Origin of the sequence: Mesorhizobium sp. M0898, from assembly GCF_040319695.1 — a bacterium.
Classification (GTDB): domain Bacteria; phylum Pseudomonadota; class Alphaproteobacteria; order Rhizobiales; family Rhizobiaceae; genus Mesorhizobium.
This window is the reverse complement of record NZ_JAMYOE010000017.1, coordinates 21,470-34,191: the sequence shown is the minus strand read 5'-3', so window position 1 is coordinate 34,191 and position 12,722 is coordinate 21,470. Positions and strand designations below refer to the sequence as shown.

Annotated in this window: 9 protein-coding genes and 1 pseudogene; 3 read left to right on the top strand and 7 right to left on the bottom strand. The window is 62.4% G+C overall.

Annotation, left to right across the window (positions count from 1 at the left end; translation table 11 throughout):
* Nucleotides 1–2 precede the first annotated feature (2 nt).
* Nucleotides 3–1,367, bottom strand: a complete 1,365-nt coding sequence (locus NKH90_RS18595) for an NAD(P)-dependent oxidoreductase (RefSeq protein WP_352820330.1) — start codon at nt 1,365–1,367, stop codon at nt 3–5.
* Nucleotides 1,368–1,582: 215 nt separating this feature from the next.
* A pseudogene (locus NKH90_RS18590) lies at nt 1,583–1,705 on the bottom strand (gamma-glutamylcyclotransferase); the annotation flags it as partial.
* 173 nt (nt 1,706–1,878) lie between these two features.
* On the opposite strand from NKH90_RS18590, the gene NKH90_RS18585 reads away from it, so the two are divergent.
* Both NKH90_RS18585 and NKH90_RS18580 read left to right on the top strand, forming a co-directional pair.
* The gene (locus NKH90_RS18585) at nt 1,879–2,655 is read left to right on the top strand and encodes a VOC family protein (protein WP_352453197.1); all 777 of its coding nucleotides are present in this window, start codon (nt 1,879–1,881) and stop codon (nt 2,653–2,655) included.
* 155 nt (nt 2,656–2,810) lie between these two features.
* On the top strand, nt 2,811–3,203 hold the full coding sequence (locus tag NKH90_RS18580) for a DoxX family protein (protein WP_352473533.1): 393 nt from the start codon (nt 2,811–2,813) through the stop codon (nt 3,201–3,203).
* A 20-nt stretch (nt 3,204–3,223) separates the two neighbouring features.
* On the opposite strand, the gene NKH90_RS18575 is transcribed toward NKH90_RS18580, so the two are convergent.
* The 3 genes from NKH90_RS18575 to NKH90_RS18565 all read right to left on the bottom strand — a co-directional run bounded on the left by NKH90_RS18575 (nt 3,224) and on the right by NKH90_RS18565 (nt 8,245).
* A complete protein-coding gene (locus NKH90_RS18575; RefSeq protein WP_352473532.1) occupies nt 3,224–4,030 on the bottom strand; it encodes a class I SAM-dependent methyltransferase in 807 nt (268 codons plus the stop codon).
* Between the two features lie 151 nt (nt 4,031–4,181).
* Nucleotides 4,182–6,623, bottom strand: a complete 2,442-nt coding sequence (locus NKH90_RS18570; RefSeq protein WP_352820327.1) for a GcvT family protein — start codon at nt 6,621–6,623, stop codon at nt 4,182–4,184.
* Between the two features lie 83 nt (nt 6,624–6,706).
* The gene (locus tag NKH90_RS18565; protein WP_352503179.1) at nt 6,707–8,245 is read right to left on the bottom strand and encodes a trimethylamine methyltransferase family protein; all 1,539 of its coding nucleotides are present in this window, start codon (nt 8,243–8,245) and stop codon (nt 6,707–6,709) included.
* Nucleotides 8,246–8,463: 218 nt separating this feature from the next.
* On the opposite strand from NKH90_RS18565, the gene NKH90_RS18560 reads away from it, so the two are divergent.
* Nucleotides 8,464–9,054 (top strand): transglycosylase SLT domain-containing protein, encoded by a 591-nt coding sequence (locus NKH90_RS18560; RefSeq protein WP_352820325.1) that lies wholly within the window; start codon nt 8,464–8,466, stop codon nt 9,052–9,054.
* Nucleotides 9,055–9,068: 14 nt separating this feature from the next.
* Here the strand turns inward: NKH90_RS18560 and NKH90_RS18555 are convergent, their stop codons facing one another.
* Both NKH90_RS18555 and NKH90_RS18550 read right to left on the bottom strand, forming a co-directional pair.
* On the bottom strand, nt 9,069–11,477 hold the full coding sequence (locus NKH90_RS18555; RefSeq protein ID WP_352820323.1) for a dipeptide ABC transporter ATP-binding protein: 2,409 nt from the start codon (nt 11,475–11,477) through the stop codon (nt 9,069–9,071).
* A 78-nt stretch (nt 11,478–11,555) separates the two neighbouring features.
* Nucleotides 11,556–12,713 (bottom strand): ABC transporter permease, encoded by a 1,158-nt coding sequence (locus NKH90_RS18550; protein WP_352503177.1) that lies wholly within the window; start codon nt 12,711–12,713, stop codon nt 11,556–11,558.
* Between the last annotated feature and the right edge of the window lie 9 nt (nt 12,714–12,722).

The following is a 12,722-nucleotide window of genomic DNA, read 5'->3' as shown; positions in this document are numbered from 1 at the left end:
GCTCATGCCCTCCCGTTCGAGGTCAGTGCCCGATGAATGCTCTCCGCCGCATCGCGGCCTTGCGCGACGGCTGAAACAGTCAGGTCGTCGCCGCCGAAAATGCAGTCGCCGCCAGCCCAGACATTGGCCAGCGAGGTGCGCCCTTCCGCATCGACCTTGATGCGGCCGGCTTCCAGCGCGACCTCCGCACCGCTGCCGTTGAGCGCAGCCGGGACAAAGCTCTGGCCGATCGCCTTGAACACCTGATCGGCGACGAGCGTCAGCCGCTCGCCGGTGCCGACGAGCCTGTCGCTGTCCATCGCGGTGTATTCGAGCTCGATCGCCGACACCTTGCCGGCATCGGCAATGACCCGCTTCGGCTGCAACCAGTGCCGGATGATGACGCCGTTGGCGGCAGCCAGATCCTGCTCGAATTCGGAGGCATTCATGTGCTCCGGGCCGCGCCGATAGCAGATCGTCACCTCTTCGGCTCCGAGCAGCTTCGATTGCACCGCCGCGTCGATCGCCGTCATGCCGCCGCCGATGACGACAACACGCCGGCCGACCGGCAGGCTGGCCAGATCACTGGCCTGACGAAGCTCGGCAATGAACTCGACGGCATTGCTGACGCCTTGCGCCTCCTCGCCATCCGCTCGCAAGGCATTGACGCCGGCAAGCCCCATGCCGAGGAACACCGCATCGTAATTCCTGGTCAGGTCCGACAGCTGGTAATCACGGCCGAGCGCCTTGCCGTTCTGGATGTCGATGCCGCCGATCGACGTGACATAGTCGACTTCAGCCTGGGCGAAATTGTCGACGCTCTTATAGGCGGCGATACCGTATTCATTGAGGCCGCCGGCCTTCGGGCGGGCTTCCAGGATGGTCACGTCGTGGCCGTAGCGGGAGAGCCGATGCGCGGCCGCAAGCCCGGCCGGTCCGGCGCCGACCACAGCGACCGTCTTGCCGGTCGGTTCGGAGCGGTTGTAGAACTGCTTGTTTTCGGCCATGGCGACATCGGTGGCGTAGCGCTGAAGGCGACCAATCTGCACCGGCTTGCCTTCGGCCACCTCGCGCACGCAGACTTCTTCGCATAGCGTCTCGGTCGGGCAGACGCGGGCGCACATGCCGCCCAAAATGTTCTGGTCAAAAATGGTCTTGGCTGAGCCGATCGGATTGCCCGTCGAAATCTGGCGGATGAACAGCGGGATGTCGATCGAGGTCGGACACGCATTCATGCACGGCGCATCATAGCAGAAATAGCAGCGGTCGGACTCGACCAGCGCCTCGTGATGATCGAGTGGCGGGTGCAGGTCGGCGAAATTGTCGGCATATTGGTCCGGCGAGAGCCGCCCGCCGGCAATGCCTTGCTTGAACTGGCCTTCTGGCATCGTCAGTTCCCCATGTTCTTGTTTTGGGGAAGGCTAGCACGTTTTGTTTTTTTATCAATTGGTCAATTTTCGGCGCAAACTGCTGAAAAGCCACGAATAAACATGACAAGTGTACTCATGTTACCAAAGCCGCCGACAGGGAAGCTTGGCCATAGCGGCACTGCCGTTGCTGGACTGAGTGGTCAGCCTGGTAAGCTTAGCGTTGGTTTTGATCACCGAAGGCAAAGGGCCCTGAAGTCTTCGTCCGTCAGCTGCGTCCAGCTGCCATCGGGGCCGGGATCGGCCTCCTCCCGATGGCACAGCGCGACAAGTTCGGAAGTGAGCGACATCCGGCGCATGGATCAACAACCCCTCGTTGACTGCGAGCAAAGTCGAAAACCGCAGGGCGCGCAACCCGGTAACATTTCCAATTTGCCGTCATCTTTTTTGGTTGGCTGTCGGATTTTCGTCGTGAAGATCGTCCTAGAATGGATCGCGCATGATCGATGTACAAACCGCAAGGAGCACGACAATGCCACAGTCCCCCATGCCCTTCTTCTGGTACGAGCTGATGACCACCGATCTCGACGCCGCCGAGGCGTTTTACACCTCCGTGGTGGGCTGGAGGGGGCAGCCTTTCGAAGGGGCCCAGGGCATGCCGCGCTATATCGTCATGAATGTCGGCGAGCGCGGCGTCGGCGGGATGATGACGCTGCCCGATGACGCGCGCAAGATGGGCATGCCGCCGGCCTGGGTCGGTTATATCCTCACCAGGGACATCGATGCCGCAACGGCCTCCCTCAAGAAGGCTGGTGGCGCGGTTCACCGCGAGCCCGACGACATTCCTGGCGTCGGCCGCTTCGCCGTCGTTGCAGACCCGCAAGGCGCGATGTTCAACTTCCTGCAGCCCAGCGGCCCCGACCAGCCGCCGCTACCGTTGGCGACCCCCGGCAACATCGGCTGGCATGAGCTCTACACGTCAGACTGGAAGGCGGCGTTCGATTTCTATTCCAGCCAGTTCGGCTGGGAGAAGGGCGACGCCATGGATATGGGTCCGATGGGCGTCTACCAGCTTTTCGCCTTCGGCGGCGAGCCCGTTGGCGGCATGATGAACAAGCCCGAGCAGATCCCGGCGCCGGTCTGGCAGTTCTATTTCAACGTGCCCGGCATCGACGCGGCAGCCAAGCGCGTCACCGACAATGGCGGCAAGATCCTGATGGGTCCGATGGAGGTCCCCGGCGGCAGCTGGATCGTACAGTGCACGGATCCGCAAGGCGCCCATTTCGCGCTAATGGCACCGACGCGGTAACAGGCCGCGCCAATTGGGGGCCGCCATCGTGCGGCCCCAAGGCTGCAGCACGCCTCACGACTCACTCACCGACAGTTGAATGAAGGCCGGACTATGTGAATGGTCCGGCCTTTGGCGATGACCTATGGCCGGGCTAGGTGAAAATGGAGTCGTAGATGAAGCTTTTCGAAGGCCTCGCCGGATATCAACCGTTCGCCCTTGCCGCCTTGCGCATCATGACGGCGCTGCAGTTCATTGAGCACGGCACCCAGAAACTGTTCAATTTCCCCGTCGGCGACCATGCCGGCGCCCTGAGCGCGCTATCGCTGACCGCGGCCATCCTGGAATTCGGAGGCGGCATCCTGCTGGTATTGGGGCTTTTCACCAGGCCGGTGGCATTCCTTCTCAGCGGCGAGATGGCGATCGCCTATTTCATGGCGCACATGCCGCAGAGCTTCTTCCCGGTCAACAATGGCGGCGATGCCGCGATCTCCTTCTGCTTCATCTTCTTCTATCTGGTATTCGCCGGCCCCGGCGCCCTGGCACTGGACAACCGCAAAACATCGTAGCCGGGCGGATCAGCGCGCGCTCAGGCCGACTTGCGCGCAATCAGGCCCGCGAAGGCGATGAACCCGAAGAACTCTCCGGCTTCGACACGCCGGCGCGCCTCGTGCTTCAGCCCGTCGCCAAGCGCCTTGTCGAGTCGCTTCCAGCCGGCCAGAATATCGGCGCCGCGATCGACCAGAGTCAGCATGTAGTCGGGCGCGGCAATTTGGGCGTAGCCGTAGCTGTCGAATTTTTCGACGACAAAGCCCGCCGATTTCGCCAGCAGCGGCAGCCGGCGCGTCAGCCAGCGGTCATTCACCAGCGCCGCCATTGCGGCATCCACGCAATCCTGCAGCGGATCATGATCGCCGATGGCAACCGTCGTCGTCGCGTAATCGCCGTCGAAGATCGCCAGGCAGCCGCCTGGGCGAAGCACGCGCAACGATTCCGTCAGGGCCTTTTCGGGACCGGGCACATGGGTCAGGCAGGTATGGAAGATGACCACATCGAACGAGTTGTCCTCGTGCGGCAGCGACCTGGCATCCCCTTCGACGAAGTTCAGGTTGGGGATATCCGCGGCAAGCTCGCGCGCCTTCGCCAGAAATATCGGCGACGGATCGAGCCCAACAACCTCGTTCACCCCCGGCCAGCGCGCAAGCTCGCGACTGATCGGTCCCGAGCCGCAGCCGCCTTCGAGGACGCGTGCCCTTTCCGGAAAATCGATCGACGAGAAAAACGAGTGGCGGATTGCCTTCTGGCGCGGGTCTGCGGCCCGCAACTCCATCGCGTTGATAAGAACCGCGACAACAGCCGGATCAGCGGTTGTGATCTGCGCATACACATCGGGCATGGTGGACCTCCGAAGCAATTGCCCAGCCTTCCGCCGCAGCTCGACAATAAAACCAAAGGTCACCGCGCGAAAGAATTTTCACTATCGCGAAATCGTCCTCCCCCTTTCATCGTGCCACCGGCACGGCGACTTCGCCATGCCACTCGGTTCCTCAACCGCGCATCCGCTCGAAATTGGCGTCAAACAGCGGTGTCTGCTGCATACGTGCGGCGTAACGCTTGCCCAATAGCTCGATCTCGAAACCGTTGGCCTCATCGGCGATCTCTTTCGGCACGTAACCGATGGCGACGGACTTTTTTGAATGATGCGCGTAGCCACCCGACGTGATCCAGCCGCGCACGGCACCGCCATACCAGATTGGCTCGTCGCCGATGACGTCGGCATCGGCAGCATCGACGACAAAGGCCCGCAGCCGCAGTCTGCCGCCTTGCTTGCGCTCTGCCAGCGCTGCCTGCTTGCCGATGAAATCGGCCTCTTTGCCATAGGCGACGAAGCGGTCGAGGCCGGCCTCCAGCGGCCCATAGATCGGCCGGTATTCGCGCGCCCATGAGCCGTAATTCTTCTCGAGCCGCAGCGCATTGAGCGCGCGCGAGCCGAACAGGCCGATGCCGAATTCCTCGCCCGCCGCCATCAGCGCCTGATAGGCGGCACGCTGATATTCCGGCGCCACCCAGATTTCGTAGCCGAGGTCGCCGGTGTAGCTGACGCGCCCGACCAGGCACGGTGCCATGCCGATATCCATCCTGCTGATGGCCATGAACGGAAAGGCCGTATTCGACACGTCAGATCGTGTGACCTTTTCAAGAAGGTTCCGCGCGCTCGGCCCGGCGATCGACAGGCCGGTGAGTTTTGCTCCCAGCGCCTCGATGCTAACAGAGCCGTCCTTCGGCAGATGCGCTTCGAACCAGCGCATGTGGTACTGCTCGGCGACACCGCTGCCGGCCAGGAACCAATCCTTGCTTGCAGAATTTGGACCGCCGAGATTGGCCAGCGTGAAATCGCCGATCAACCTGCCGTCTTCCTTCAGCATCGGCGCCAGCGTCATGCGGCCGGGCCTTGGCAATTTGCACGCGAGCATACTGTCGAGCCAGGTTGCTGCGTCCTCACCGGTGACTCTGTATTTGGCGAATGACGAGATTTCCAACAGACCAACGCGTTGCCGAACCGTCTCCACTTCTTTCGCGACATGCTCGAAGTCGCTCGAGCGGCGCCAGGAGAATTCGTCCTTGACCCCTTCGGGCGCATACCACAGCGGCACTTCCAGCCCATAGGCGACGCCCCATTGCGCGCCCTCGGCCGACAACAGATCATAGACCGGCGTCGTCTTGAGCGGTCGCCCAGCCGGCAGTTCCTCGTTCGGGAAGCGGATCGAAAACCGCCGCGAATAATTCTCGCGCACCTTGGCGTTGGTATAGGCCATCGTGGCCCAGTCACCGTAGCGTGACACATCCATCGCCCAGATGTCGGCGCCGGGATCGCCCTCGATCATCCAGTTCGACAGCGCCAGGCCGACGCCGCCGCCCTGCGAGAACCCCGCCATGACACCACAGGCTACCCAGAACCCCGGCAGGCCGCGCACCGGCCCGACCAGCGGATTGCCGTCCGGCGCGAAGGTGAAGGGTCCGTTGATGATCTGCTTGATGCCGGTGTTCTGGAACGCCGGGAAATGCCGGAAGCCAACCTCCAGCGACGGTGCGATGCGGTCGATATCGGGCTCCAGCAGTTCGTGGCCGAAATTCCATGGCGTCTGGAATTCGGACCATGGCTTGTTGGCCTTTTCATAAGTGCCCATCAGCATGCCGCCGCGTTCCTGGCGCAGATAGAGCTCGCCGTCGAAGTCGACCGCATGGATGATCTCCGTGCCGGTCTTCTGGTTCCAGGCGGCGACCTCCGGCATGTCCTCGGTGATCAGGTACATGTGCTCCATCGCCAGCACCGGCAGCTCCAGCCCGACCATGCGGCCGACCTCACGCGCCCACAGGCCACCGGCATTGACGACATGTTCGGCCACAACCTCGCCCTTGTTGGTGATGACGCGCCACAACCCGTCGGCGCGCCGCACAATCTCCTCGACCTTGGTGAAACGCTCGACCTCGGCACCAAGCTTCCTCGCCGCCTTGGCGTAGGCGTGGGTAACGCCGGACGGGTCGAGATGACCGTCCTCCTTGTTGCGCACGGCACCGACGAACTGCTTGGGATCGAGCAACGGCATCAGCTCGGCCGCCTCATCAGGCGATATCTCCTCGAGTTCGATGCCGAGATAGCGGCCCTTGGCGACGACGCCGCGCAGCCAGTCGAGCCGCGCCTCCGTCGCTGCCAGCAAGACGCCGCCAGTCAAATGCACGCCGGTCGTCTGGCCGGACAGTTCCTCGATCTCCTTGTAGAGCGAGATTGTGTATTTCTGCAGCTTGGCGACATTGGGATCGCCATTGATCGTGTGCATGCCGCCGGCGGCATGCCAGGTCGAGCCGGAGGTCAATTCATCGCGCTCCAGAAGCACGATGTCTGTCCAGCCGTGCCGGGCCAGATGGAACAGCACGGAGCACCCGACAACGCCACCGCCGATAACAACGACCTTTGCATGCGATTTCATGGGATTCTCGTCGTTTCAAAGAGTTGGATGGGTTTCATGATTCTGGAGGAGAAGAGAATGAAGCCGAACAAGACGAGCGGCGCTTAAGGCTCGCCCGCCCCGATCGCTTCCTTGCGCTTGGCCACGTACGCCTCAAGCGCCTCGCGTCTGGAGATTTCCATCACCGGCTCGACATAGTCCTCCAGCGCCTTCTTCCACAGCCTCGTCGCTCGCGCCGTGGCGTCTAGCCCACCAGCTTCCTGCCAAGCCTCGAAATTCTGCCAGTTGGACAGCATCGGCTGGTAGAAGGCCGTGGCGTAGCGCTCCAGCGTGTGCGGCTCGCCGAAGAAGTGGCCGCCGGTCGGAACCGCACCCAGAGCCTCGACGGCAAGCTCGGCCTCGTTGACCTCGATCGGGCGCAAAAACTCCATCATGTGCTGGATCATCTCGACGTCGATGATGAACTTTTCGAACGACGCTGTCAGTCCGCCCTCTTGCCAGCCGGCGGCATGGTAGACGAGGTTGCCATGGCCGAGCACCGCGCCCCACAGCGCCATCAGCGTCTCATAGGCGCCTTGCGCGTCGGCGGCATTGGAAGCCGAGCCCGGCGTTGTGCGATAAGGCAGGTTGTAACGCCGCGCCAACTGTCCGGACGCGATATTCGCCTTGGTGTTTTCAGGCGTGCCGAACGCCGGCGCTCCCGATTTCATATCGACATTGGAGGTGAAGGCGCCATACATCACCGGCGCGCCGGGGCGGACGAGCTGCGTCAGCACCACGCCGAACAGCGCCTCGGCATTCTGCTGGGCGAGCGCGCCGGCAAGCGTCACCGGGCTCATCGCTCCCATCAGCGTGAATGGCGTTACCGCCACCGACTGGCCGAACTCGGCCATCGTCATCAGCCCCTCGGCCATCATCTCGTCGAAGCGGCGCGGCGAATTGACCGAAATGATCGTGGTGACGCCGGGATCATGGCGCATCTCGTCAAGCGTCAGTCCGCGCGCGATTGCCATCATTTCGATGCCGTCGAGCGCCCTGCCGCGGCCGATGGCCGAGACGTGAAAGCTTTTGTCGGTCAGTGTCAGATTGGCGAAATAGGTGTCGAGATGACGGGAATTCGCCGGCAATTCTACCGGCGCGCAGACCTGGTTGCCTAGCATGTGGATGCAGTTGAAATGCTGCGCCAGCCGGACGAGATCGGAATAATCGCGCAAATTGCCGGCACGGCGGCCGCGCTCCATGTCGTGCACATTCGGCGGCCCGGCGACGAGCGTGAAGTTGATGGTATTGCCGCCGAGGTGGACGGCATGGGCGGGATTGCGCGGCGTCAGCGTATAACTGGACTGCGTCGTCTTCAGCGCTTCCTCGATCATGCCGCGATCGATGCGGACGTTCATCGTGGCATGATCGACCTTGGCCCCGGCCTTCTCGAACAGCGACAGCGCCCGCGGGCTCATCACCTCGATGCCGAAATTCTCCAGGATATGCATCGACGCCTGGTGGATCGCCTCGATCTGATCGGCCGAGAGCATCGCCATCGGCGGATAAGGGTTTGTCACCCGCCTGAGCGGCAGTTGCGGGATGGCGGTCGGTCCCCTGTTGCTGGTTCGCTCGGCGCCGCGCTTGCGTCTTGGTTCGCTCATGCGGCGCATCAAAGCGCCGGCACGAGGATCGAGCTGTCAAGAATCCGCCACTTGCGGGCGTGATTTTAGCCAAGGCGCCATTCCGGGAATTTCACATCGGTAAAAGCGACAACAAACGTCGGAATGTTCATATTTCCTCAGCGCCTGCTAAAGCGGCTGACCAGCCGTTAAGAAACGCCGCAAGATTCCTTTTATGTTTTCGGCCTAATGCTCTTCCAATGCGTAGGTCGAGTTTTAGTAAAATTGTAGCGATTGCCGTGCCGCTGACGCTTTCGGCCTGCGCGACGCCGCCGAACCACATCAACGATGTCTGCGCCGTTTTCGACCAGAATGACGGCTGGTTCGACAATTGGCAGGCGGCGGCACAACGCACCGAGCAGAAATACGGTGTGCCGGTTCCCGTGCTGATGGCGACGGTGCGCAAGGAATCCGGCTTCAAGAGCAACGCAAGGCCGCCGCGCACCAAGCTGCTGGGCTTCATTCCCTGGAGACATATCTCCAGCGCCACCGGCTTCTCGCAGGCGCTCGACGGCACCTGGGCGCAATACCAGAACGAGACCGGCAGCTGGGCGGCGCGCCGCACCAGGTTTGCCGATGCCGTCGATTTCGTCGGCTGGTACCATTCGAAAACCGCCGACGCGCTCGGCGTCGCCCGCAACGACACCTACAATCTGTATCTCGCCTACTATCTCGGCTGGAATGCCTATAAGCGCGGCAGTCGCGGCGATGCCGACGTGCAGCGCTATGCGCATGCCACCGAACAGATGGCGCAGGACTACGCCGCGCAGCTACGGCAATGCGCGCCCTAGCCTATTAACGGCTCTCAGCCGCCCTTGGGTTTGCGCGGCTTGCGCGTCACGTCCTCGGCCTGTCGGCCGTCGCCGACAGTCGGCGGCATGATTGGCGCCACCTGGCTGTCGGCAGAGCTTGAGGTGCCGGTCTCTGAAACCTCGTCGCGAACCTCGTGACGGCGGGCTTTGGCGACCGCTTCGGCATTTTCCACTGCCTGACCCTCGGCATCGGCTTCAACGCTGCCAGTCTTTCCATGCGGGCGCTTGGGCGGATCTCCGGCAAAGCCCGGGCCAACACCGTGGTTTGCATCATCCGGCACGCCCTCATTCGCGGCGTGCTCCTTGTCGAATTTGATCACCGGCTCCATTTTCGCCAGCACGTCGTCGGACAGCCAGCACAAGCTCATATGGCCGTCGCCGAGATTTTTGACTGGCGGCACCGTGGTTTCGCAAAGGTTGTCCGGCACCAGTTTCTTGTAGCCGCAGCGCGTCTGGAACGGACAGCCGGACGGCGGGTTCATCGCCGAAGGGATGTCGCCCTCCAGCACGATGTGCTTCTTGACGACGCTTGTGTCGGCGATCGGGATCGCCGACAGCAATGCCTCGGTATAGGGGTGATAGGGCGGCGCGAATATCTGGTCGGTCGTGCCTTGCTCAACGATATAGCCGAGATACATGACGACGACGCGGTCGGCGATGTAGCGCACCACCGACAGATCGTGGCTGATGAACAGCATCGTCGTCTTGTTCTTGCGCTGGATGTCCATCAAGAGCTCGGTCACCGCGGCCTGGACCGACACATCCAGTGCCGAGACCGGCTCGTCGGCCACCACCACCTTGGCGTCGCCGGCAAAGGCACGCGCAACGCCGATGCGCTGTTTCTGGCCGCCTGAAAGCTGGCGCGGCTTGCGCGACTCGAACGCCCTCGGCAGCTTCACCAGGTCGAGCAATTCCAGCATTCGCTTGCGGCGGTCGGCCACCGTGTCGCCGACGTTGAACTTTTCCAGCGTACGGATGATCTGCGAACCGACCGAATGGCTGGGATTGAGCGTGTCGAACGGATTTTGGAACACCATCTGGATCGACGACACCGTGTCGACGCTGCGCTTCTCGATCCCGGTCGACTGGATCTCCTTATTGCCGAGCTTGACGCGGCCGGAGCTTGCCGTTTCGAGGCCGAGCAGCACCTTGGCCAGGGTCGATTTTCCGCAGCCCGATTCGCCGACGATCGCGACGGTCTCGGATTCGCGCGCCATGAACGAGATCGTCTCGTTGGCCTTGACGACACGGCCCTCGCTCGAGCCGAACACTTCGCTGCCGCCGACCTTGTAGTACTTCCGGAGGTCTTCGATCTGGAGCACCGGCGCACCGGGCACCACCCGCTCGTTGACCTTCTTGGCGCCGGGTGGCAGCGCCTCCCAGTCGATCTCGTTGAAGCGCACACAGCGCGAGAAATGCCCGTCATGGCCTTCGACCGCGATCATCGGAATTTCGGCGGCGTTGCAGACGCCCTCGACGAAATGGTGGCAGCGCGGGCCGAAATTGCAGCCCTTCGGCCGCTCGTGCGGTAGCGGCAACTGCCCCGGGATGGATATCAGCGGCCGCGAATTCTTGTCGGCGCCCGGCAACGGGATCGAGCGGAACAGGCCTTGCGTGTAGGGATGGCGCATCCGGTCGAAGACGTCCTTGATCTTGCCGGTCTCCACCGCTTCGCCCGAATACATCACCGTGATGCGGTCGCAGGTCTCCAGGATCAGGCCGAGGTTGTGCGACACGAAGATCATCGAGGTGCCGAACTTCTCGCCCAGCCCCTTGACCAGGTCGACGATGCCGGCCTCCACCGTCACGTCGAGCGCTGTCGTCGGCTCGTCGAGCAGAAGCAGCGCCGGCTTCGACAGCAGCGCCATGGCAATGACGATGCGCTGCTGCTGACCGCCGGAAAGCTGGTGCGGGTAGGAACGCATCATGCGCTCGGGATCCGGCAGCTTCACCGCGCGCACCATTTCCAAGGCGCGTTTGTAAGCTTCGTCCTTCGACACCTTGTCGTGGATCAGTGGCACTTCCATCAGCTGCTGGCCGACCTTCATCGCCGGGTTCAGGCTGGCCATCGGTTCCTGGTAGATCATCGCGATCTTGTTGCCGCGGATGGCGCGCAGTTCCTCGTCGGACAATTCTCCCATGTCCTTGCCCTGGAATTTGATCTTTCCGCCGACGATCTTTCCGATGTTGGAGAGGTCGCGCATGATGCCGAGCGACACGGTCGACTTGCCGCAGCCGGATTCGCCGACAATACCCATCGCCTCGCCGGGCATGACCGTGCAGGAAAAATCCATGACCGCCGGGATCTCGCCCTTGCGGGTGAAGAAGGAGATCGACAGGTTCTCGATCTCGATGATCGGGCCATTCGTCGGCTTGGCGGGATTTCGAACTGCCTCATTCATGGGTCGCTCCAATCCTTGTTCTTCAGGCATGTCGGGCCGAACCGGCATCGATCTTCCCGGCGTCAATCTTTGCCGGCATCAATCCTTCATAGACTGTTCGCGCAGCGAATCCGCCAGGAGGTTGAGGCCGAGCACGAACGACATCAATGCGATCGTCGGCGGCAGCGCCGGGTGGATGAAGGAGCGCAGCAGCCGGCTTGCATCCTTGATCGCCGTGCCCCAGTCCGGGCTTTCCGGCGCCAGTCCCAGCCCGAAATAGCCGAGCGTACCGAGCAGGATCGTGGTGTAGCCGATGCGCAGGCAGGCGTCGACGATAAGCGGCCCGCGCGCATTGGGCAATATCTCCCACAGCATGATGTACCAGGGCGATTCACCGCGCGTTTGTGCCGCCGCAACATAGTCGCGCGTTTTGATGTCCATGACCAGGCCGCGCACGATGCGGAACACGCCGGGGCTGGAGGCGAACACCACCGCCACGAAGATGTTGAGCTGGTTGGGATCGATGTGGATGATCTTGAACGGATCGGCATCGAAGACAAGGCCCGCATAGATCCAGCCGCCAAGTACCAACGTCAGGCCAAGCAGGATATAGAGGCGGTCGGGGCGGTTCTTGTAGCGCGTCCAGAACAGCACACTGAAGAAGATGATCGGAAACAGGAAGAACAGCCCTGCCATCGCGTAGGGGATCGGCGTGTCCATGATGCCCGGCGTCACCAGCAGGTAGAACAGGAGGATCACCGGGAAGGCCAGCACAAGGTTGGCGAGGAAGGACAGCACCGTATCGATCTTGCCGCCATAATAGCCGGCCGGCAGGCCGAGCGTAATGCCGACCATCAGCGCAAAACCGGTCGCCGCCGGCGCGATGATCAGCACGATCTGGCTGCCATAGACCATGCGGGAGAACACGTCGCGGGCGAGCTTGTCGCCGCCGAAATAGTATACAAGTTTCGACCCCGGCTCGATTGCGCCCGGCAGCGCGTCCTTCATGATCGGCACTTGGGCGAGCGGATCGAAGGGCGAGATGGTCGACGCGAAGATCGCCGTAAACAGCCAGAACAGGCAGATGCCGACGCCGACGATGCCGACGCCGCTGTCGAAAAGCTGGCCGTAAAGGCCTAGCTTCTTCTTGTAGCCGAAGCTCGCCCCCATCACCAGGGCGAGAGCGATCCAGACCGGCCAGAAGCGGGCAAGCACGCCGAGTACGACGTTGAAGGCGCTGAGATATTCGACCTGCATCCGCCCGGT

Bases quoted from the DNA above. Each gene is read 5' to 3' on its own strand.
- NKH90_RS18595 (WP_352820330.1), bottom strand. From the start codon at position 1,367: ATGCCAGAAGGCCAGTTCAAGCAAGGCATTGCCGGCGGGCGGCTCTCG.
- NKH90_RS18585 (WP_352453197.1), top strand. From the start codon at position 1,879: ATGCCACAGTCCCCCATGCCCTTCTTCTGGTACGAGCTGATGACCACC.
- NKH90_RS18580 (WP_352473533.1), top strand. From the start codon at position 2,811: ATGAAGCTTTTCGAAGGCCTCGCCGGATATCAACCGTTCGCCCTTGCC.
- NKH90_RS18575 (WP_352473532.1), bottom strand. From the start codon at position 4,030: ATGCCCGATGTGTATGCGCAGATCACAACCGCTGATCCGGCTGTTGTC.
- NKH90_RS18570 (WP_352820327.1), bottom strand. From the start codon at position 6,623: ATGAAATCGCATGCAAAGGTCGTTGTTATCGGCGGTGGCGTTGTCGGG.
- NKH90_RS18565 (WP_352503179.1), bottom strand. From the start codon at position 8,245: ATGAGCGAACCAAGACGCAAGCGCGGCGCCGAGCGAACCAGCAACAGG.
- NKH90_RS18560 (WP_352820325.1), top strand. From the start codon at position 8,464: ATGCGTAGGTCGAGTTTTAGTAAAATTGTAGCGATTGCCGTGCCGCTG.
- NKH90_RS18555 (WP_352820323.1), bottom strand. From the start codon at position 11,477: ATGAATGAGGCAGTTCGAAATCCCGCCAAGCCGACGAATGGCCCGATC.
- NKH90_RS18550 (WP_352503177.1), bottom strand. From the start codon at position 12,713: ATGCAGGTCGAATATCTCAGCGCCTTCAACGTCGTACTCGGCGTGCTT.